We start from the raw sequence: 21,871 nt of genomic DNA, 5'->3' as shown, positions 1-21,871 counted from the left end.
CCGTACGGTACCGTACGGGGCTAGTTTATTCCAGTTGGGAGGGGGAGCATTCAGCGTCCGTTCACGCCGAGACGAGCGGCGTTCGAAGCGCCGGGTTCGCCGAAACGGAAGGAGTTGAAGCGAGCTCGCTGAGCGGCGTTACCGTTGATGCCGAGATCGTTGAACGAACGCGGATCGGCATCAGACAGGTGAACGTGATGCCGCCCATTGATGATGCCGAAGAGGGCATCTCCAAGTGCATGTGCCAGGAAAGACATTTCACTCACCTAAGAATTCGGGTTGCGACCGGATAGAAATCGCGATGTTCGCGACGTCCTGATCGCCATATGGTGTTATTCGCTGTTTCAATCAAACGAAAAGCATTTATGATATCGATCAATTTAATTGAACTGACGAATAAAGCGGGATTCGATGGAACAACACCCGGGAAAAGGCGCGCCGCTGGTCGAGCTCGATCTTTACCGAACTTTCCTCGTCATCGCGGAATGTGGAAGTTTTTCAAAGGCTTCTGAGATCGTGGGGCGGACGCCCTCTGCGGTCTCCATGCAGATCAAGAGATTGGAGACGACGCTCGGGGTTGCGGTATTCGCAAGGGAGGGGCGCAGCGTGCGCATGACTGCGGAAGGCGAAGCTCTCCTTGGCTACGCGCGCAAGATCCTTATGTTGAACGAGGAAGCGGTTTCCATGTTCCGCTCTCCTTCCGTGGAGGGCGAAGTGCGCTTTGGCGCGCCATCGGATTTCGGAACGCGCTTCTTGCCGAACATCCTTGCCCGTTTCGCCCGCACGCACCCGGGTGTGAGTGTGGATGTGCATCTGGACGGCAGCCCGCAGCTTCTGAAAAGCCTCAAGCAGAATGAGCTTGACCTGATCCTCTATACGGCGAGGCCTGATAGCGAATTCGCTCTCGGCGGGGAAATTGTCTATACGGAGCCGCTCGTCTGGGTCGGTCTTGAAGGCGGCATTGCCCATCAACGCGACCCAATACCGCTCGCGGTCTCGATCTCCGGCTGCCCGTGGCGAAGGGCTGCGCGGATCGCGCTAGACAAGGCCGAGAAACCGTACAGAATTGCCTATCAGAGTTTTCACAGCGCGGGGCAGGAGGCGGCATTGCTTGCCGATCTCGCCATCGCGCCGTTTCCGGCAAGCGTCGTGAACCCGCCTCTGCAATTGCTCGATGAGCGGCACAATCTCCCGGAAATCGGCAATTACAACATCATCCTCAAGGAAGCGGCCTCCGCCGGCAAGGCGACTGACGCCTTTGCCCGCCACGTCGTCGAGTGTTTCAAGGAGCTGAACCCGGCTCAGGCGGCGAGGGCGATGAGCGCCTGAGAATACCCGCCGCCACCGCCGCAAACGGCCGTCAGCCGCGCATCCTGAGCGCCTGGGGATCGAACAACGGCTCCGGATTGATCCGCGCCTTGCGTCGTTCGCCGATGATCTCGATCTCGAAGGCGCCTTCATCGGTGACGCCGGCCAGTTCCTTTGGAATGTAGCCCTGAGCCAGCGACGCATCGACGAAATGCGCGTATCCGCCGGATGTGACCCAACCGACCACCTTACCGTCATGCCAGATTGGCTCGTCGCCGATGACATCCGCATCGTCCGCGTCGACGATAAAGGATACCCGGCGCAGTTTTCCGCCACCGTCCTTTTCGGCGATTGCCGCATCGCGGCCGATGAAGTCATCCTTCTCGAGCTTTACGAAACGGTCGAGCCCGGCCTCGAACGGACCGTAGATCGGCCGGAATTCGCGAAACCATGTGCCGAAATTCTTCTCCAGGCGGAGCGAGAGAAGGGCGCGCATGCCGAAATCCCGTATACCGAATTCCGCCCCGGCTTCCTTGAGCGCATCGTAGACGCGCCGCTCGTATTCCGGCGTCATCCAGATTTCGTAGCCGAGGTCGCCCGTGTAGCTGATCCGGTTGACGAAACAGGGGGCACCGGCAATGTCCATCGCACGCGCATCCATGAATCGGAACGCTTCGTTGGAAACATCGGCAACCACAATCTTTTCAAGCACTTTGCGCGCCTTGGGTCCGGCAATAGAGACCCCGACCCAGCCGAGGCTGATCGCACGAACGGCAACCGAGCCGTTATCCGGCAGGTGATTCTCGAACCAGCGCATGTGATAGACCTCGGCCTGGCTCGAGCCCCACATGTAGAAGTGGCCGTCCGCGATCTTGGCGATCGTGAAATCTCCAATCAGCTTGCCGCGCTCGTTCAGCATGGGTGTCAGGATGATGCGGCCCGGCTTCGGCATGCGATTCGTCATCAGCCGTTCGAGCCAGGCTTCCGCACCATCGCCCGTGATTTCATACTTGGCGAAATTTGCGATCTCGGTGATTCCAACGCTCTCGCGTACCGCCAGACATTCGGCCTTCACATGCTCAAAGTCATTGGATCGGCGGAAGGAAACGACGTCCTTCGCCTCCACGCCTTCAGGCGCGAACCAAAGGGGCGTTTCCAGCGCCCAACTGTCACCCATGACCGCCCTTTGCGCCGACATACGGTCATAAAGCGGCGTGGTCTGGTGAGGGCGGGCTGCCGGGAGTTCCTCGTTTGGATAGCGTATGCGAAAGCGGCGGGAATAGTTCTCCCGCACCTTGGCGTTCGTGTAGGCAAGTGTGGCCCAGCTGCCGTAGCGGGCGACATCCATGCCCCAGATATCGAAGCCCGGATCGCCTTCGACCATCCAGTTGGCAAGCGAGAGCCCTACGCCGCCTCCTTGGGAGAAACCCGCCATGACGGCACAAGCGACCCAGTAGTTTTTCAAGCCCCGCACCGGGCCAACGAGCGGGTTGCCGTCGGGCGCGAAAGTAAAGGGGCCATTGATGAACTGCTTGATTCCCGTGTGCTGAAGGGCGGGAAAATGCTTGAATCCAATCTCGAGGGAAGGCGCGATACGCTCCAGGTTCGGCTCCAGCAGTTCATGGCCGAAATCCCAGGGCGTTTCACGTGGGCTCCACGGCGTTGCAGCGCGCTCGTAAGTGCCGAGCAGCATGCCGCCGCGCTCTTGCCGGGTGTAGATTTCTCCCCCGAAATCAATGGCATGGATCAGTTCCTTGCCCGTCGATGCATTGATTTCAGCGATCTCCGGCATGTCTTCCGTCAACAAATAATGATGTTCCATCGCAAGCACCGGCAGCTCGATGCCGACCATGCGCCCGACCTCGCGCGCCCATAGCCCGCCGGCATTCACCACATGCTCCGCATGGACCGTGCCTTGCTCGGTGACGACGTCCCAGCTGCCATCCTCGCGCTGCACCAATTCCACGACACGATTGCGCAGGACGATTTCCGCCCCGTTCTTCCGCGCGGCTTTCGCATAAGCATGCGTTGTGCCCGACGGGTCGAGGTGGCCTTCGATGGGATCATAGAGGGCTCCGACGAAGTGTTTCTCGTCGATCAGCGGCAGGAGTTCCTTTGCTTCCTTCGCCGAGATGATTTCCGTCTCCATGCCGAGATAGCGGCCGCGCGCATGCGCCATTTTCAGCCATTCGAGCCGCTCCGGCGTATCTGCAAGCTGCAGGCCGCCTGTCAGGTGCAGCCCGCAGGATTGCTCTGAGAGTTCCTCTATTTCCTTGTAGAGATTGACCGTATAGGCCTGCAGCTTGGCAACGTTCGGGTCACCGTTCAGCGTATGGAACCCGCCAGCAGCGTGCCATGTGGAGCCGGATGTCAGCTCCGAACGCTCGATCAGCATGACATCGCGCCAGCCGAGCTTCGTCATATGGTAGAGGACGCTTGCTCCGACGACGCCGCCGCCGATGACAACGGCTTTTGCGTGGGACTTCATGATCGGGCTCCACCTGAGGCTGTCGCGTATCCGCCGGTCTTTGGCATTTTCCGGGGCCGCCTTGATTGATATTCGTACTTCACGGGGCGCGGCAGCGATCAGAAATCCGTCGGCGCGCCGCCTTCTTCCTTGCGCCGTTCCACGAATGCGGTCAGTTCCTCATCGATCGCCGGATCGAGTGGCGGCATCTCGAATTCTGCAAGCACTTGTTTGTAAAGCCGGTTCGCCTTTTCATAGGCTGTCGGGCTGCCGGCTTCCGCCCAACTTTCGTAGTTGCGCCAGTCCGAAATGATCGGCGAATAGAAGGCATCCTTGTAGCGTGCCTGCGTATGCTCCGTGCCGAAGAAGTGGCCGCCGGGGCCAACGTCACGGATCGCATCGAGCGCGAGACTTGCCTCATCGACCACCATAGGCTGGAGATATTCATCGACCATCTGAAGCAGGTCTACGTCTATGATGAATTTCTCGAAACCCGCCGAAAGCCCGCCTTCCAGCCAGCCGGCGGCGTGCTTCAGGTAATTTCCACCGCCGTTGATGGCACCCCAAAGCGAAAAGACCGTTTCGTATGCAGCCTGCGCATCGACGGTATTGGCGGCGCAAACGGCGGATGACCGGTAGGGTATGCGGTATTTTCGCGCCAACTGCCCGCCGACGAGTGCCGCCTTGATATACTCCGGCGTGCCGAAGGCAGGCGCCCCGGACTTCATGTCGACATTGGAGGTGAAGCCGCCATAGACGACGGGCGCTCCCGGATTCACCATCTGCGCGAATGCAAGCCCGGCGAGCGCTTCCGCATTTTGCTGTGCCAGAGCCCCCGCAAGCGTCACCGGGGCCATTGCACCTGCGAGCGTGAAGGGCGTGAGCACGATGACCTGGCCGCGCCGCGACATTTCGATGATGCCCTGGAGCATCGGCGTATCGAGGCGGAGCGGGGAGGAGGAATTGATGATCGAAAGGACAACCGGCGTCCGGGCGAACTCCTCCTCGCTCAAGCCATTGACGATCCGGCCGATTTCCATCCCGTCGAGATTGCGTTCCTTGCCCAGGGAGTAGATGTGGAACACCTTGTCCGTAATGCGGGCCGTGTCCGACAGGCAGTCGAGATGACGCACGCTCGGGTGGATGTCGACAGGCTCGACCGGATAGCCGCCATTCAGGTCGATTATGTTGAAATATTGCGTCAGTTTCAGAAGGTTCCGGAAATCCTCGCGATTGCCCGGCCGTCGGCCATTGTCCGCATCGACGCAGTTCGGTGCGCTCGCCACCGCGCTCCAGACGACGGAATCACCACCGAAATGCAGGTTTTTCTCCGGGTTGCGCGCATGCATGGTGAATTCCGAGGGTGCCTTGCCGATCGCGTCCATGACGATCGCCCGGTCCAGCCGGACACGGTCGGAGGAGGGATCGACGTCGGCTCCAGAGGCTTTCAGGATTGCCTTCGCCTCCTCGTTGAGAAAGTCGATGCCGATTTCCTCAAGAATTTTCAGCGAAGCCTCATGGATCATCTCCAGCTCGTCCACCGAAACGGCATCGACCTTGGGGTAAGTATTCCGCCTTGTCCGAAACGGCTTTTGTTCGATCAATCTCGCGGTATTCTCGCGGCCCTTGCGCGCCCGGCGTCCGCGACGTCCGACGGGAGTGGCGGACGGGCTATCGCCCTCGGCACTCGGCACGTTTACGTCTGCCATGAGGGAACCCTTCGTATTGTAATTTTAGTGTTTTTCTGAAGATCCAAGAAAACGCGAGTATATTCAAGTCGAATGCGAATTTTCATATGTATATCTGCATTCGAACTCTTGAAACCGCAGTTATTCGGAGGCCATCGTAGCCTCGGCGGTGGCAATCCATCGACGCCAGAATTGCGACATCTATTTGCGCATGTCCGACATCACGGCCCTGCGTTTGGTGAAATAATTCAAAACGCTTTGCCCATTTGGCAGAATTGCATGTTAATTTGGCAGAGCTGTCGAAATGCTGATATCCGCCAGCCACCCTTGCGACCGGAGGCAGGCGGCGGCATCGCCAGTAAACGAAGGAAAGACAACCGCGCGGTTGCCTGTAATCCGGCAGACGAATACCGGCACATAAGCCGGAGAATTTGCCGGGGCTTCCGCGCGTCAAACAAAGGTGGAGGGTTGTAAAACCAATGACGAAGGACAAAAAATCCAACCGCATGCACCCGAAGGTCGGCGAGGCGCGCGACCTGATGGAAAGCGGGCGGATGAACCGCCGTGAATTCGTGCGGATAGCCGCCCTGTTGGGCGTGGGCGCATCCGCGGCCTATGCCATGGCCGGATTGCCGGCACCGGCGTTCGCCGATGACGCAAATAACCTGCCGTTCCCACCCGATAATGCGGATGCCAAGGAAGGCGGCATCCTGAAGGTCGCCATGCAGGTCCAGAAAATGGAAGACCCGGCAACCTACTCGTGGGTCGAAATGTCGAACCAGACACGCCACATCCTCGAGCACCTGGCGTTTACCACGCCCGACAACGTGACGCGGCCGATGCTGGCGGAAAGCTGGGAGGCTTCTGAAGATCTCACGACGTGGACATTCCACCTTCGCAAGGGCGTGAAGTGGCACAATGGCGACGATTTCACGACCGAGGACGTGAAATTCAACTTCGAGCGCTGGACCAATCCGGACCTTGGTTCCTCTAATGTCGGCTTGTCTTCAATCGCCGCGATGCTTGAGGAAAAAGACGGCAAGAAGGTCCTTCGCGACGGAGCGATCGAAGTCGTCGATGATCATACGATCCGCTTTAATCTCGCCAAGCCGGTGCTGTCTTTCCCTGAAGACATGTACAACTATCCCACGGCTATCGTGCACCGAAGCTTCAAGGCTCCGCTTTCCGACAATCCGATCGGCACGGGCGCATTTACCCTCGCCGAAAACGTCGTCGGCGACCGCTGCATCCTGAAGCGGGTCAAGGAAACGAGCAACGGAGAACCGTTCGAATACTGGGGCGGCAAGGTCTACCTCGACGAAATCCACTACTACAATTTCGACGAGGACAACCAGCTGACCGCATTCGCGGGCGGCGATGTGGACGCGATCTACGAGTTCGGCATCGAACAGATGGAGCTCGCCAAGGCGGTGGAAGGAAACATCATCGCCGCGAGAACCGCGCAAACCCTCTGCTGCCGTTTCCAGGTCACGCAGAAGCCGTTCGACGACAAGCGCGTGCGCCAGGCCCTGGTCAAGGCGGTGGACAATTCGCGCATCCTGAACCTCGTTTATCCGGAAGGCGGCGATGTTGGCGAAAACCATCACGTCGCGCCGATCCATCCGGAGTATTTCGAGCTGCCTCCGCTCGAACGCGATGTCGAGGGTGCCAAGGCACTCCTCGCCGAAGCTGGCTTTGCGGACGGACTGGAAATCACGATCGACGTCGGCAATACGGATGGTCCTTGGCACCAGACGGTGGCGGAAGCCATGCGCGATCAGCTCAAGGATGTCGGCGTGACGCTGAACGTCAACGTGATCCCACCGTCGAAATACTGGGAGATCTGGGACAAGACGCCATTCGGCGCGACAGCCTGGACGCACCGCCCGCTCGGCACGATGGTACTTTCGCTCGGATACAGGAGCGATGTGCCCTGGAACGAGACGAAATACGCCAATCCGGAGTTCGACGCAGCGCTGGACGAGGCCGAATCCACGCTCGACGTGGAAAAGCGCACGGCCATTATGGAAAAGGTGGAAAAGATCCTGCAGGACGATGCCGTGATGATCCAGCCGCTTTATCGGCCGGTCTACACCATCACATCCAAATCCGTGCATGGGTATCCGGGGCACCCGACGCAGTACCATCAGTTCAACAAGGTCTGGAAGGCCTGACGATCGCAAAGAGTTCGGGGCCGGAGAGCGATCTTCGGCCCCAACCGATTCCGGGCATTGCCCGGCAAGAACTCCAAAAACGCGATAGCGGTGCACTGATATGGCAAAACTGGTCTTGCGGCGCCTCGTTCAGATGCTTCTGATCATGGTCGTCGCCTCACTTCTGCTTTTTGCAATTTTCGACACGCCAGAATTCAAGAAACGCTTAGCAATTCAAGAGCTTGGCGGATTTGCCGTTTCGGCGTTGTCGGAAGAAAGCTACAACCAATGGCTGGCTGAAAAAGGGCTCGATGTACCTTTCTACCAGCGCTACGCCAACTGGATAGGCAACATCCTGACCGGCAATCTGGGATATTCCTACGAGAAGGCGACGCCGGTTGCCCCCTTGTTGCTCGACCGTCTGGCAAATACCGGAATTCTTGCCTTCTTCGTCTTCGCGCTGATGATCCCGATATCCCTTCTGCTCGGGGTTCTTGCCGGCATGAAGGAGGGGTCGTTCCAGGACAGGGCGATCAGTTTCTTTTCCGTCTTCACCACCTCCATACCCGAAATCGCAACGGCGATCCTGCTGACCGTCATCTTTGCCCTGGGGCTGCAGTGGTTTCCGGTCAAATCGGCGATGATCGGTGGCTTCCAGTTCGACCAGTTGATCCTGCCCGTGCTGACGCTCGTGCTTTACGATTTCGGATATGTTGCCCGCATGACGCGCGCGTCCATGGCGGAAGTCATGACCTCGCAGTATATCCGCACGGCTATCCTCAAGGGATTGCCCTACAAGCGGGTGATAATGAAGCATGCGCTGCGCAACGCGTTGATTGCGCCATTCACCATTATCGTCCTGCAGCTCAACTGGCTGCTGTCCGGCGTGGTCGTGGTGGAAGTGTTCTTCGAGTACGACGGGTTCGGAAAGCTGCTTCTCGAAGCGGCACTCTTCCCCGATGTCGAGGTGGTTCAGGCCTGCACATTGGTGGCGGTCGCCGTCGCCGTGCTGTCGCAGCTGATTTCCGACATCGGTTACACGTTCCTCAACCCGCGCATCCGTTTCGCCTGAGAAGGGGCTAGGCTCAATGGCTGTATCCGAATCCGTTGCCGCTCCGACCCTGATAGAGCGGCTGAGCGCGCCGAAGCCGGCGATCGTTCTTCTTTTGCTGATGTGGGCACCACTCACCTTTTACGTCATGTTCGGCGCCAATCAGTTCGTCCTTCTACCCGCAATTCCCGCAACAATTCTGCTTTATGGCGTCGCCTTCTACAATTTTCGGGAAAGCACTACCGCAATCATCGGGCTTACGCTTGTTTTCTTCTGGCTTTTGATGGCGGTGTCCGCGCCTTATCTGCCGCTGCTCGACCCCAACAAGCCGATCGCACCTTTCGCGCTGCCGTTTTCCGAAAAGCGGGACATCTTTTTCTGGCTCGGAACGGACTTCAAGGGCAGGGACATGCTTTCGCGCATGATCTGGGGGTGTCAGCGGGTCATCGTGTGGGGCGTCACGGCGACCTTTGTCGCCTATGTCGTCGGCACCTTGTTCGGCCTGATCGCCGGTTATCTTTCGGGCTGGTGGGATGAGATCATCTCGTTTCTCGCCAACGTCCTGCTGTCGTTTCCGGTGATGGTGCTTTTCATCGTCATCCTGAATTATCTCGGCCCGTCGGGCTTCAATATCGTCGTCGCCGTGACTTTCGCATCGGCGCCGGCAATCATGCGCATCGTCAGGGGGCTCACACTCGACATCAAGACACGGGACTATGTCTATGCTGCCCAAACGAGAGGCGAGCATCCCTTCTACATCATGATCATCGAACTGTTGCCGAACGTGCGCGGGCCCATCATCGTCGATGCCTGCCTCAGGCTCGGTTACACGACGGTTGCGATCACCACGCTGACGTTCCTGGGCCTCGGCCTTCAGCCGCCCGACCCCGACTGGGGCCTGATGATCCGGGAAGCGGCGAAAACGGCGATGCTTTGGAAGTTTTCCTACATGCTGCTCGTTCCCGCACTAAGCGTTTCGACGCTCATCCTCGGTTTCAACCTGATGGCCGACGGTCTGCGTGAAATGAGCCTGAGAGATTGAGATGGAGACGACAAGAAAGATGAGCGACCAGACACCGGTTCTGGAGTGCCGGAACCTTTCGATCTCCTACTACACCCGCGCGGGCGAGATCCCGGCGGTGGTGGATTTCAACCTGAAACTGATGCCCGGCGAATCCCACGGCATCGTTGGCGAAAGCGGTTGCGGCAAGTCCACGGTCGCGCTCGCCATCATGCAGTACATGGGCAAGAACGGGGCTATCGTCGGCGGCGAACTTCTGTTCGAAGGACGCGATATGCGCACGATGAGTGCCGAAGAATTGCGCAAACTTCGCGGCTCCAAGATCGCAATGGTCTATCAGGAACCGATGGCCTCTCTGAACCCAGCCATGCGCATTGGCGAACAGCTTTCGGAAGTGCCCATCTACCATGAAGGCGTGTCGCAAAACGAGGCGTGGCAACGATCCGCGGACATGCTTGCCAAGGTGCGGCTGCCCGATCCCGAGCGGATCATGAAATCCTTCCCGCATCAGATCTCCGGTGGCCAGCAGCAGCGCGTCGTTATCGCCATGGCGTTGCTGTCGAACCCGAAGCTCCTGCTTCTGGATGAACCGACGACGGCGCTTGATGTCACGGTGGAAGCGGGCATTGTGGAGCTCATTCGGGATATCGCCGATGAATTCGGCACCTCGATGATCTACATCTCCCACAACCTTGGCCTCATTCTCGAGACCTGCGACAGGCTGACGGTGATGTATTCCGGCGAGGCGGTGGAGGTCGGTGACATCCATGATGTCTTCGACGAAATGCGCCACCCCTATACGCGTGGACTTTTCGGTTCTATCCCGCTCCCCGGCGCGGACAAGAACGAGCATCCGCTCGTCGCCATTCCCGGCCAGCTGCCTCTGCCACATGAGCGGCCGAAGGGCTGCAATTTCGGCCCGCGCTGTACGTTCTTCAGGCAAGGGACATGCGATACGGGTCGATTGCCGATGCACTCCGTACCGGGCGACGACGATCACCGGGTGCGCTGCGAGCGGTTCCAGGAAATCGACTGGGCGCGCGACTTGCCGAAAGGGGAGGCGAAGCCACCCGTGGAATCCGGCGATGTCGTGCTATCCGTCGATGACATGACGAAGCATTATGTTATTGAAGAGTCAGGCTTTCTGATATTCGGAGGCGAGGAAAAGACGGTCAAGGCCAACGAGAAGCTGAATTTCTCGGCCCGTGAAGCCGAGACGGTTGCGATCGTCGGCGAAAGCGGCTGCGGCAAGTCGACCTTCGCCAAGGTCCTCATGGGACTGGAGGATGCAACGGCCGGACATGTGAAGCTCGGCAATGTCGAGCTCGGCGACCTGCCGGTCGACAAGCGGGACGAGAAGACGATTTCGCGCCTGCAGATGGTCTTCCAGAACCCTTTCGATACGCTCAACCCGTCCCATACCGTGGGTGGCCAGATCGCCCGCGTTATCCGCAAGTTCGGTGTCGCCAAGGCCAAGGAAGAGGTGGACGAAATCGTCTACCGGCTCCTCGACATCGTGAAGCTTCCCCGCGATTTCGCGAAACGCCGGCCCCGCCAGCTTTCCGGCGGGCAGAAACAGCGCGTCGGCATCGCGCGTGCATTTGCGGGTAATCCGGATGTCGTGATCGCCGATGAACCGGTCTCCGCACTGGACGTTTCGGTGCAGGCAGCGGTGACGGACCTACTGATGGACATTCAGCGCGAGAACCGGACGACGCTGCTCTTCATCAGCCACGATCTTTCCGTGGTGCGCTATCTCGCCGACCGGATCGTGGTGATGTATCTCGGCCAGATCATGGAGCAGGGGAGCACGGAGGAAATCTTTTCACCTCCCTATCATCCGTATACGGAAGCATTGCTTGCTGCGGTGCCGATCGCCGATACAAGCATCGAGAAGCGACACATCGTGCTCAAGGGCGAGCTTCCCTCGCCATCGAACCCGCCGAAAGGCTGCCCTTTCTCAACGCGCTGCCAGTATATGATGCCGGGCAAATGCGACGTGGAAGCGCCGCCGATCCGGGCATTCGGGAAGCAGGGCCACGAAATTCTCTGTCATCTCGATCCTTCCGAGATGCAGGAAATGGAGCCGGTCATCAAAAAGAAGGTTGAGGCGGCCTGAGCAGGTTTTACTCCAGCGATGCGCTCAAAGGGAGGTCTTCGATCTCCCGCAGGAGCTTGCGGAGCATGGCTTGAGCGAAATCTTCATATCGGCCGGCCCGGACGACGAAGCTCTTCGGGCCGGTCGCCACCTTCTCCAGGTAGTAGGCCGAGAGATCCTCGTCTTCGTTCTCGATAGCAAGTCCATTGATCGTGATGCCGCGCGACAACGCCATGCCGCGCGCATTTTCCACGAGAACGACATAGTCTCGCGGCGGCGTTTCACGCCCGTCGCCGGACACATCTACTGTTCGCCGCACGCTTGAGTATCCGTTGCGATCGAACATCCGCATGGCCTGAACGAGCCCGGCGCCTATCCCCGTACCGCCGTTGACTTGGCGAGGCCATGTGGAAATACGCTTGGCGAATGCGTTTGCGCTTACGACCCCATCCACCAGATACCAGGCTGATTCATCGCCCGGTGTGCCGGATTCGGCCCATACGATGATCGCTACAGCGATCGAGCCATTCTTGCCGGCAGATATGGCGTCGTGTACGCGATCATCTCGGAAAGCCGCTGCAATACCATCAAGTTGCAGCTGATACTCTTGCGGATCGACACTTGCCGAAGCATCTATCGCGAGCACGAGTTGAAGATCGACTTCGCGAGCCTGCTGAGCCGATGCTGCCGGCGGAAAAACGAAAGTGGCGAGAGAAAACAAGAGCGAAACAAACAGTTTCAAACAGCCGGAAAAGCGGACAACGTTCTTATGCTTCCAACCCCCTGCCTTCAGGGAATGGAACAAAATCCGGTGAGGGGACGCTTTATTGTATGCGAGGCTCATCATAACTTCCCGATTTAATATAGGTTTCTTTTGATTTTTGACGCACGAGGCGAAGGCATGAGCGGTATCACGACAATCGAAGAACTTGAGGGGATTTACGGCACGCCTGCCGAGGCATCGACAGTGAAGGTGCTTGACCACGTCTCGCCGCTCTATCGCCGGTTCATCGAGGCATCGCCCTTCGTTGCGCTCGCCACCCGCGGGCCGGATGGCCTCGACTGCTCGCCGAGAGGCGACCAAGCGGGATTTATCCGGATTGCGGATGAGTAGACGCTGATGCTCCCGGACCGGCGGGGAATAACCGTGGCGATTCCCTGAAGAACATCATTCTCGATCCGCGCGTGTCGTTGATGTTCCTTGTTCCGGGATCGGGAAATACAATCCGAGTCAACGGTCGCGCAAAAGTTTCCGCCGGTGGAGAGCTTTGCAATTCTTTCGCGATCAAGGGCAAGGCACCACGGACTGTCATCGTCTTCACTGTAGATGAAGTCTACTTCCAGTGCGCGCGGGCAATCGACCGCGCAGATTTATGGAACCCCGGCCAGCCTGCGCTGGCCGATGATCTGCCATCCCCCGGTGACTCTCTCGTCGAGGCAACGAACAACCTGTTCGACGGCGAGGCCTACGATAAGAAATGGCCGGATCGCGCTGCAAAAACGCTCTGGTAGCGCTTCAAGCTTGCGAAATTGCCGGACTGCCCCTCAGTCCGGCTGGCATATTTCATCGCGCCGCGCTGCATTGATTGTTTTGACGATCAACGTAGCAAGAACGGCCAGGAGTGCCGCGTAGACGACGTAGGCCATGGCGTTCATTGCCGCATTGCCCGATGCATCCGCATAGATGAAACTTGCGACGGAAAACGCCGCGAGCGGGAAGGAATACGCCCACCAGGCAATCGTGAAGGGAAGCTTCGCAAATCGGCCGAATTGCACCGCAACCACCATCACGAAGAAGAGGGCTACGAAATAAAGGATGCGGCCGAAAGCGTCGAGTTCGCCCGAAAGCTGCATCCAGGCGACAAAACCGGCTGAAGGTGGCGCGACCAGGATGACCAATGTCGGCAACAGCCGTTCTGGCAGCGGATTGTGGAAAATCAGACGATTGAACACGAGCGTCAGCAGAACCGTCCAGAACACGATCCCTATCGAAAAGAAGAACCACGATACTTCGACGAAGCCAAAGCCCGCGCCACCGATGGGAACCAGCACGTTACCGACAACCGGAATGAACCATGCAGGATTGAGATGGACCGGCTCGAACGCCCGATGCCCGATCCACGCTGACAAGACCGCAAGTGTCGCCGCAAGATGCAGTGCCGCCCCGAGCGCCCATACCGCAAGTCCGATGTAGAGCCAGAATGATCCAATAGCCGTGCCTGTCAGGATAAGGCCGATGGTGATCGCCGGAAAAAAAGCGATCTTCACCGGGTCGTTCCACTCTGCTCGAACGGCTTGCGGATATTTCACCAATTTCAGGAGATAGAGCGCGGCGAGGAATAAGAGCACGAGGACAGTCGCGGCAACGAAGGCAAGGCTGATGCCGGGCGAAACGCCAAATGCGTTTTCGAACCTCAGGGTTGCCAATGTCAATCCGGCCATTCCCATCACGATGGCAAACAGGTTGACTGGCAGATGAGGCAGCTTAGGAAAGCCTTCGACGACAGTCGCTTCATTCGCGCTGCTGTCCACCATGCATTTTCTCCCGATCCGGCAATAATGCCGGCATTATATTCAAGACAATGAAATCATCGGTCGCGGCAAACCACCGCGATGTCAGCCGGACGCTAGCGGTTGCCGCAGGGCGTGTCCTGCGGTCAATTCGTCAACGGCAACAATTCTTCGCGAACGTGTGGAGCATTCCTGCGGCTTGAGCATATCCCGCCCGATCCGGATCGGATTTGCGGACAAGTATCTGCCCCAACGCATGAATTCCGCGGCGCTTGCCGTTTGTTTTTGGCTAGATCCCTTCGAGTTTCAAGAAAAGCGAGGATTTGAATAACCTTTTCGGGTGCGGCAGCATGCCCTGCAGATCGCCGGATCTGCAAACAGCGCTGGAATTGAGGTTCACGATCTCGTTCCTGTATTCCGTGGCGAGGAGAATCCGTCGCGCTTCTACGCAGCAGACGGACACTTCAGCGAAGAAGGCGCCTGTTTCGTGGCTGCAGGGTTTTCGGACAACCTGGCTCATGACGTTCGCAGCAAACCAGGTCGATTGAATTTGACCGAGTTGACGCGCGGCAAGGATCAATCTGCCGGGAAACAGCACTCCGATCCGGATACATTCACCGACTAATGCGCTCACCTCGAAAGCGAGGTCGCATTCGCGGATCAAGAAATCGGCGTCGTATCCTGTGAACCGTCAAAGATTACAGGACGACGGATAGCCTCATCGAATTTATCGAAGAATGTTCATGATCGCTTGGCGGCAGTTAAATGGCGTCAGGTTGGTTGCCGGCAGGTCTGATAGCAACAGAACATCGTGTATGCTTAAATAAACGGTCGAAAATGTTTCGGGTATCCGTTTGCGAGTACGGGTGTACGCATGGAACGACGCCTAGCTGCGGTTATGGTTGCCGATATGGCGGCATACAGCCGCCTCATGGAACTCGATGAGGACGGTATCATCGCCCGGCAAAAGGACTATCGGCGCGATGTGATCGACCCGGCAATTTCGATCAGGAACGGTCGGATCGTAAAAACCACCGGTGACGGTATGCTTGCGGAGTTCCAGAGCGCACAGGACGCCGTGCGGGCCGCGATGGAAATCCAGGAAACGATGTCAGAGCGCGAAGGTGGTCGTGAGGCCGATACACGTATCACTTACCGCGTGGGAATAAATCTCGGCGACGTGGTTCATGACGACGGAGATATATTCGGCGACGGGGTGAATGTAGCGGCAAGGCTTCAAACAATTGCCGAACCTGGCGGAATTTGCGTCTCCGATCTGGTGCACCAGACTGTCAATGAAAGGATAGGCGCCCCTTTCCGCGACATGGGCAGGCAACGGGTGAAGAATATCTCCCGTCCGATCCGCGTCTGGCAGTGGACCCCGCAATCCAAACCGGAAGCGTTCCAACCGGTCGAAGAGGCGTTGCAGCAACGGGTTCGCTATGTGACTTCAGCCGACGGCACGCATATCGCCTGGGCGAGCGTGGGTAAGGGCTTGCCGGTCCTGAAGGCGCCGAACTGGCTAAATCACCTCGAATACGAATGGAAAAGCCCCTGTTGGGCTCCGATGTTCGCGGAATGCGCGCGAAGGTTCCAGCTTGTGCGCTTTGATCAGAGGGGCAACGGGCTTTCCGACCGGGAAACGGACGCAATCTCGCTGGATGCCATGCAAAGCGACATGAGCGCGGTGGCCAACGCTGCCGGCCTCGATCGTTTTGCCTTGCTTGGAATCTCTCAGGGAGGTGCGTATTCCATCCGCTATGCGGTGGAGAACCCGGAACGGGTCAAATGCCTGATCATATTGGGCGGCTATGTGCGTGGACGCCGAAATCGGCCCGACCCCGAGCAGAAAGAACTGTTCGAAATGCTCTCCACCACGATCGAACAAGGCTGGGGCTCTCCCAATCCGGTATTCCGCCATTTCTTCACCTCCAGCTTCATGCCCGATGCGCCCCCTGAGGTCGCAAGCAGCTTCGACGAGTTGCAGCGAATTGCCACCAGCCCCGAAGCTGCCCTCAAGCTTTGGCGTATGAACGCGGACGTCGATGTAACCGAACTTGCAAGGAAGGTGCGGGTGCCGACACTCGTGTTGCATTGTGTTGGCGAACGGGTGGCACCGATCGAGGAGGGGCGCCTCATAGCGCGCCTGATACCGAATGCGACTTTCGTGGAGGTACCTGGAAACAACCACGTGCTTCTGGAAGGGACTCCAGCGTTCGACAAGTTCTTCGAAGAGGTCCAGGCATTCCTCGAAAAGCACGCCGACTGACCAGCGCTGAATTGTAGCGGGTGGCGGACGCACATCCGCCACTGCCTCCCATTGCGGGAAAAGCCGTCTGGAAACACCGCTGGATCTCGTCAGGCTCGCCCATCACCGGCAGAAGGACCCGCATGCGGGCACGCACTCCAGCGTCTCCTTCAGCTGATTTCCTTGCAGTTAACGCAGATGACGACGAGATCGCTGTGTCGTCTGAACAAAACGTCGGCCAATGACCCTTCAATCGATCAGCGCCACATGATCCGCCGCGCGGTTCTGCGTCCTGCCCGCCGTGCGACACCGGCATACGACAATGGCGTGAGTGGCCGTCCGATAAGATCGATGAAAAGCGATGCCCATTCACCGCTCAGCTCTTGCGTGCCATTCAGTATTTCGACGTCGTAAACAAGACTGGATCCCTCGATGCGCGGGGCGCGCAGCACCATCGTCACTTCTTCCGCCGACCCACCATTGTCAGCCGTCAGCACGGCATTGGGCGGATCCTGCTTGAAACTGTCGTCTCCGGACGCCCAGTGATCGACAAAGTCCCTGGTCGTCACCCGACCCACGATGCGCTCAGGTCGATCGGAAAAATAAAGCGTATTAGGACTTGCCTTTTTCAACGTCAGTTTGCCGTCGCCAAGCGTAACTCCGCCGCTTGTCTGGACGAATAGCAGTTCGACGGCTTCATCGTCCGCCGCGGCCGAGGCCAGGGCAGGAGCGACCAGCATCGCACCACCTGCAATGACGACATCTCTTCGGTTCATGATTTCGCTCCTCGCCGGATAGCGGAGGTAGTCCGGGATTCTTGACGACTCGAGCGCCGTACCGCCTCGACCGCGCGCTGCAGTCATAAGTCCAAGGCTTTCGGCTGCTTGCCCAAACCGTTGCTTTTTGTCAATCCACGTCGCCAATCTCTTTGGCCTGATTGATGATTTCCTGGCACTGAGCTTCATTGCCCGCTTCGCGCTGTTCGTTGGCCTGCGCCATCAAGGCACGCATCTGTTCCATTGTTGTCTCGTCGAGGTCGTTGTCGCCCGGGTTACCGAGAGCACGTTCGACCTTGTCTATATCCTCCGCGCAATCGGCCAGTGCCAGCGCAGGAGTGCCGACGATGAGCACAGCACCCAGAATAATCTTCGTCAAATTGGCTGAAACCTGAACCATGTCACTTCTCCTCCTGACGTATCCGATTGGAATGCCGATCCGGAATGGGTTGCAAAACAAGACTTTGCTTTTCAATGACAACTGCCCGGAAAATTCTCCATAACCAACGCAGAGGGTGCTGCCTGATCGAATGCACTTACACGAGGCCGCGATACGGTCCGTCCAGCGCCTTTTGCATTGTTGAAATTGAAACGGTCGCGCCACGAAGTCTTACCATTTCGTGCCAATCGTTCCGCCCGTTGCAGCGAAGGCGGCTCCAAGGATGTCAGGGCTTTTATAGACCGCGTCTTCCTTCGCCCAACTTGCCTTGAAAGGGAGATGAAGCAGGGTCATGCCCTGCTTCCCGCCTTCATTTTCGGCGTCGCAGTTGGCTATGATCCGTCAGTTGACGGCGGTAAGCGTCAGGCTCGCGATGCCGGCTGCGATATTGATGCCTTTTTGGGATTGAACGCTTAAAGGCTGAAGCGCGACGGACTCTCCGAAACCGCCGATCAATACGTTTGCGCCGAGGCCGACCCCCACGGTGGCCTCTCCCGATACTCCGCCATATGTCCCGGCAAGCCGGCCGGTCGTTTCAACCGCCTTGGAAGGCGCAAAGACACCCCAAGTCAGTTTCGAGGCCTTCGTCTTGCCGATGTCGATGCCGAATTTCGAAATATTGCCGGTATAGGTTTCGTTCGGTCGTCCATCCGAACGCTCGAATATGCAGGTGAGGTCCTTGCGCGAACCGATGATGAACCCACCACCGCCTTCGACGCTGCATCTCAGAATGCCTACCTGAGCCTCCCGCGTTTTTTCCTGGGCAAGGGCAGGGCTGAACATCAGTGCAGCAAAGGCTGCCAGTATCAGTGATCTCATGATCGTCTCCCGAATATCTCGAGTTCGAGCACCCCCGCGCCCACTTCCTTCATGATCCGCGAATGCGGCATCATTGCCGCCTCTCGCTTTCAGCCCCCTCACCACCTCAATGTCCCAATCTCACCCCTCCGGCGAATACCAGATGGGCGATGTATAGGCACGTTCCTGCTGCGTTGGCTCGACGCCTTTCGGCCGGCCGATGCCAAAAAACTTCGCGTCATACGTCGTCCAGTTCGGCGTCGGAATTTCGAGCACTCGAACATAGTAGAAAGCGCGTTGCGCCGGATCGAATTCAGGGTCGCGCCAGTAAGCCTGCAGCCCAGCCGCTCCGATTGAGTTGGAATAGGTGGCTTGCTCCACGTCAACCGTATTGCCGACCGGTGGCAACTTGCCATCCGCGCCCGGCTGGCGGTCGCCCGACCAACCTACGTCATAGATTTGTTCGCGGGTCTCGCCATTCGCGTCGAGCCATCCCTTGATGACCTGTATCCGATCGAGGTTTGCGCCATCCGGATCGCGAATGGCGCGGATGAGCAGGCTTGGCACCGCTCCTTCAGGCGCATTAAAGAGATCTCCGCCCATCGGTACGCCATTGTCATAGCCGTAGCGGGCAAAATCCGAACGGTTCAGATCGTCCTCGCTGAATTCCCAGCCGGCAAAGACACGTACGCGAATGCGCGTGCCCGTCGTCGCGAAGACCTCCTTGCGCTCAAAAGCATCCCAGATTGCCTCACGCGTGTTTTCTCTTGCCCATACAGCAGCAAGACCGGAAGCCAGAGCTTGTGCGTGAATAATGTCGTCCGAGGGATCGTCGGGAGTCGTACGGCCCGTTATCTGTTCTTCGAAGCGCACGGGGTCCGACGTTGGCTCGACCATCGAGACCTTGCCGAAGAAATTGTCTTCCTGCGTGGTCGACAAGCCGGTGTGAGCGTCGGTGGAACCGACAACGCCAAATTTGAACGGATTGGCGCCGAGCTTGACTTCATATGCCATACCCCGCTTCCAGGCTTCGCGGGCATATTCGCGCGGGAGCATTTCGGGCGTCTTCAATTCCGGCCCGAAGCTGCCCTTGTCCCATGTTCCGTAATCGGCGAACTCGTCGTTCGGCGACAGCATTGGATGCGCCTCGCCGTCGCCCTTGATCTGGGTGATCTCATAGACCGGCTCGAAGCGCATGCGACGTTCGGCATAGGCCCGGTCGAGCGGCGCCTTGCTCGTCAGCGTCACATCGTCGAACATCAAGCCATTGGAGAGATTGCCATTATGCGGAATGGCGAGCATGCGACCCCCGGTTGACGATTCATATTTTTCCATCCAGTCCCATAAATCTTCCGGGTCCTCGCTATTGTAAGAACTGAAGGGTATGATCTGGTCCGCCTTGTCCTTGCCATCGCGGAAAATGATGTTGCGATGCAGATTGTTTCCACTGGGACCGGCAGTCCATTCATAACCGATGAGTGTCGTGAACTTGCCCGGATCGTTATGGCGTTCCGCGGCCTCGGTCATCCGCTGCCACATCGTCTTGTTGAAATCGGTCGCGGCAAGCGGATCTTCCGAGTTCTCCCCCAGGGAGAATGTCTTGGCCCAATAAAGATAGGCATCCGCCATGGCTTGAGGCGTTTTCGGGGCGATAACCTCCGCAATGCCTCGCCCCCATTCCGTACCGAGAAGGGCTTCGTTTTTCTCTTCAATACCGAAAGTCAGGCCAAGATTTTCGGCATGGTCGGCGACGACCAGGAAATCGAGCGGGCGCTGCAGGCGGGCGGGAATGCCATGAGACGATATTACCGTCTCGCCCTTGGCGAAGCGATAGGCGTCATCCGGTGTCGTCGTCGCCCCGACAAGGCCGGCATCGGCCGAATAGCCCGTATGCAGGTGCGTGTCGCCGAATAAAACCTGATTCGGGAAATCATACTGAATGTAGGGCGAGTATTCGGCGTCCGGATCGGGCGCTATGCCCACCAGTTCCTGTGAGAGGGCGCCGGTCGAACCAAGCAGCAACATCCCGCCTGCCAACGCCGCTATTGATGAACGTCCCGAGATCTTATGAGTTGTGCAAGTCATCGGAATCACCTCGCTAGGCGCTTTGGCGCGGGTTGACCTCACCCGCTTTCGTGGATCAGGAACGCAGCCCTGCATCGGCGGAACGTGGGCGAGCAAAAGCGGCGCAGTCGCCATCACCAACGAACGCTCCGCCCCGCCCCGCCGCCATGATCGCATGGGCTTGGCGAGGATAACGCAAAGAAAGATGCACGGGGGGCGCGCACTTGCTGAGTGAAAGGTCCATGCGGTGCATGTCAGCCGCGTACTTTCTCGAACACCGCAAGCAGCGTTTCGTCCGGCCCGCCTATGCAGGCGTCCAGTATCTGATCGGTGTCTTCGGTGAGCGCCGGTCCGTCGAACAGAAGCTCCCCCTTCTTTCCGCTGATGAAGCCGTGCATGAAGATCAACGTGAATTCGCGCTCGTCGCTCGCCATCTTCAGCATCTCGCGGCAGGTGATCTTGTCAACTTCCACCTTGATGGCTTCATCTTGCGCATAAGCGGCAGCGCCACCAAGCAGAAGCAATGCAATCATCGAACTCAGCAAGACTTTCAGATCACGCATGGCAAGATCCTCCCGTTTGTATCTGTTGCAAAATTCAGGGATGGTATTCAGTAGGGGCGGACAACGCCGTTGATGCAATCGCGGTACGCTTGGTCGTAGATCGAACTTCTCTGAACTCCGCGCGTAACGCCACCGGCGACCGCACCTATAGCCGCGCCCTTGCGTGCGCCTTTTCTGCCGTCCACGACAGCACCGATGGCCGCCCCACCGAGCGAGCCGCGAGCGGCCCCGCCGACCGCTCCGCCACGGGACATGCGCGCGGAAACGTCTCTTGCGTAAGACTGGCAGTAGGCGGGCGAGTTCTGGGCAAGGACGACATCAGGATGCGGCGCCAGCATATATATCGCCACCGTCAGAACGAATATTCGAGCGAGATAAAGTTTCACAATTCGCAAATACATGGCCATGCGCTCCCTTTTTTCAGGGTATACTTAGCTTATCTTGAACCGCTCCATGAGGACGTGCGGCAAGCAGCGCTTGAAACTGGGTTGGCTTTATTCTGCAGCCCTATGGAGCCGGCTTGACGTCAGCATCTTCGCCAAACGTATAGCTGCAGAGTAATGAATATTAATCGAGAGACATAATAACGAATTGATCTGGATCAAAACCCTCTTTTCGATTGCATGACAATCGCTATAAATTCAATTATATATTAAGATTCACTATCCACTCGCAGAAATGTTACT

The 21,871-nt window shown here is 58.0% G+C and carries 19 protein-coding genes and 1 pseudogene; 8 read left to right on the top strand and 12 right to left on the bottom strand.

Annotated elements, in window-relative coordinates:
- Positions 1-50: 50 nt before the first annotated feature.
- The gene (locus GR183_RS18665) at positions 51-257 is read right to left on the bottom strand and encodes a hypothetical protein (protein WP_160777197.1); all 207 of its coding nucleotides are present in this window, start codon (positions 255-257) and stop codon (positions 51-53) included.
- A gap of 154 nt (positions 258-411) precedes the next feature.
- On the opposite strand from GR183_RS18665, the gene GR183_RS18660 reads away from it, so the two are divergent.
- Positions 412-1,329 carry a LysR family transcriptional regulator gene (locus tag GR183_RS18660; protein ID WP_160777196.1) on the top strand — a complete coding sequence of 306 codons (918 nt, stop codon included), beginning with the start codon at positions 412-414 and terminating at the stop codon, positions 1,327-1,329.
- A 31-nt stretch (positions 1,330-1,360) separates the two neighbouring features.
- Here GR183_RS18660 and GR183_RS18655 read toward each other — a convergent pair whose 3' ends face one another.
- Both GR183_RS18655 and GR183_RS18650 read right to left on the bottom strand, forming a co-directional pair.
- Positions 1,361-3,796 carry a GcvT family protein gene (locus GR183_RS18655; protein WP_160777195.1) on the bottom strand — a complete coding sequence of 812 codons (2,436 nt, stop codon included), beginning with the start codon at positions 3,794-3,796 and terminating at the stop codon, positions 1,361-1,363.
- 98 nt (positions 3,797-3,894) lie between these two features.
- Entirely contained in the window at positions 3,895-5,484 is a 1,590-nt protein-coding gene (locus tag GR183_RS18650; RefSeq protein ID WP_160777194.1) for a trimethylamine methyltransferase family protein, read from the bottom strand.
- A 458-nt stretch (positions 5,485-5,942) separates the two neighbouring features.
- On the opposite strand from GR183_RS18650, the gene GR183_RS18645 reads away from it, so the two are divergent.
- The 4 genes from GR183_RS18645 to GR183_RS18630 all read left to right on the top strand — a co-directional run bounded on the left by GR183_RS18645 (position 5,943) and on the right by GR183_RS18630 (position 11,807).
- Positions 5,943-7,637 carry an ABC transporter substrate-binding protein gene (locus GR183_RS18645; RefSeq protein WP_160777193.1) on the top strand — a complete coding sequence of 565 codons (1,695 nt, stop codon included), beginning with the start codon at positions 5,943-5,945 and terminating at the stop codon, positions 7,635-7,637.
- A gap of 100 nt (positions 7,638-7,737) precedes the next feature.
- Positions 7,738-8,688, top strand: coding sequence for an ABC transporter permease (locus GR183_RS18640; protein WP_160777192.1), 951 nt, complete (start codon positions 7,738-7,740; stop codon positions 8,686-8,688).
- Between the two features lie 16 nt (positions 8,689-8,704).
- Positions 8,705-9,709, top strand: a complete 1,005-nt coding sequence (locus tag GR183_RS18635) for an ABC transporter permease (protein WP_202396197.1) — start codon at positions 8,705-8,707, stop codon at positions 9,707-9,709.
- A 19-nt stretch (positions 9,710-9,728) separates the two neighbouring features.
- Complete coding sequence (locus tag GR183_RS18630) at positions 9,729-11,807, top strand: dipeptide ABC transporter ATP-binding protein (RefSeq protein ID WP_202396196.1); 2,079 nt, start codon at positions 9,729-9,731, stop codon at positions 11,805-11,807.
- Positions 11,808-11,814: 7 nt separating this feature from the next.
- On the opposite strand, the gene GR183_RS18625 is transcribed toward GR183_RS18630, so the two are convergent.
- Positions 11,815-12,528 (bottom strand): DUF1194 domain-containing protein, encoded by a 714-nt coding sequence (locus tag GR183_RS18625; protein ID WP_160777190.1) that lies wholly within the window; start codon positions 12,526-12,528, stop codon positions 11,815-11,817.
- Between the two features lie 159 nt (positions 12,529-12,687).
- Here GR183_RS18625 and GR183_RS18620 point away from each other — a divergent pair.
- A pseudogene (locus GR183_RS18620) lies at positions 12,688-13,298 on the top strand (pyridoxamine 5'-phosphate oxidase family protein).
- A 33-nt stretch (positions 13,299-13,331) separates the two neighbouring features.
- Here the strand turns inward: GR183_RS18620 and GR183_RS18615 are convergent.
- Entirely contained in the window at positions 13,332-14,321 is a 990-nt protein-coding gene (locus GR183_RS18615; RefSeq protein WP_160777189.1) for an SLAC1 anion channel family protein, read from the bottom strand.
- Positions 14,322-14,637: 316 nt separating this feature from the next.
- On the opposite strand from GR183_RS18615, the gene GR183_RS18610 reads away from it, so the two are divergent.
- Both GR183_RS18610 and GR183_RS18605 read left to right on the top strand, forming a co-directional pair.
- Entirely contained in the window at positions 14,638-14,922 is a 285-nt protein-coding gene (locus GR183_RS18610) for a hypothetical protein (RefSeq protein WP_160777188.1), read from the top strand.
- A 249-nt stretch (positions 14,923-15,171) separates the two neighbouring features.
- Complete coding sequence (locus GR183_RS18605; protein WP_160777187.1) at positions 15,172-16,566, top strand: alpha/beta fold hydrolase; 1,395 nt, start codon at positions 15,172-15,174, stop codon at positions 16,564-16,566.
- A 236-nt stretch (positions 16,567-16,802) separates the two neighbouring features.
- Here GR183_RS18605 and GR183_RS18600 read toward each other — a convergent pair whose 3' ends face one another.
- The 7 genes from GR183_RS18600 to GR183_RS18575 form a co-directional block, all read right to left on the bottom strand.
- Positions 16,803-17,321, bottom strand: coding sequence for a hypothetical protein (locus GR183_RS18600; RefSeq protein ID WP_160777186.1), 519 nt, complete (start codon positions 17,319-17,321; stop codon positions 16,803-16,805).
- A gap of 130 nt (positions 17,322-17,451) precedes the next feature.
- On the bottom strand, positions 17,452-17,721 hold the full coding sequence (locus GR183_RS18595; RefSeq protein ID WP_160777185.1) for a hypothetical protein: 270 nt from the start codon (positions 17,719-17,721) through the stop codon (positions 17,452-17,454).
- Positions 17,722-17,931: 210 nt separating this feature from the next.
- Entirely contained in the window at positions 17,932-18,054 is a 123-nt protein-coding gene (locus GR183_RS22215; RefSeq protein ID WP_260513975.1) for a hypothetical protein, read from the bottom strand.
- 48 nt (positions 18,055-18,102) lie between these two features.
- Positions 18,103-18,579 carry a DUF992 domain-containing protein gene (locus GR183_RS18590; protein ID WP_160777184.1) on the bottom strand — a complete coding sequence of 159 codons (477 nt, stop codon included), beginning with the start codon at positions 18,577-18,579 and terminating at the stop codon, positions 18,103-18,105.
- Positions 18,580-18,699: 120 nt separating this feature from the next.
- Entirely contained in the window at positions 18,700-20,583 is a 1,884-nt protein-coding gene (locus tag GR183_RS18585) for a DUF3604 domain-containing protein (protein WP_160777183.1), read from the bottom strand.
- Between the two features lie 293 nt (positions 20,584-20,876).
- Complete coding sequence (locus tag GR183_RS18580) at positions 20,877-21,185, bottom strand: HdeA/HdeB family chaperone (RefSeq protein ID WP_160777182.1); 309 nt, start codon at positions 21,183-21,185, stop codon at positions 20,877-20,879.
- Positions 21,186-21,232: 47 nt separating this feature from the next.
- On the bottom strand, positions 21,233-21,586 hold the full coding sequence (locus GR183_RS18575) for a YMGG-like glycine zipper-containing protein (protein ID WP_202396195.1): 354 nt from the start codon (positions 21,584-21,586) through the stop codon (positions 21,233-21,235).
- Positions 21,587-21,871: the final 285 nt, after the last annotated feature.

This window comes from Stappia sediminis (genome assembly GCF_009826895.1).
GTDB lineage: Bacteria > Pseudomonadota > Alphaproteobacteria > Rhizobiales > Stappiaceae > Hongsoonwoonella > Hongsoonwoonella sediminis.
Note: the sequence above shows the minus strand (reverse complement) of the source record. Positions and strands in the feature narration are given on the sequence as shown.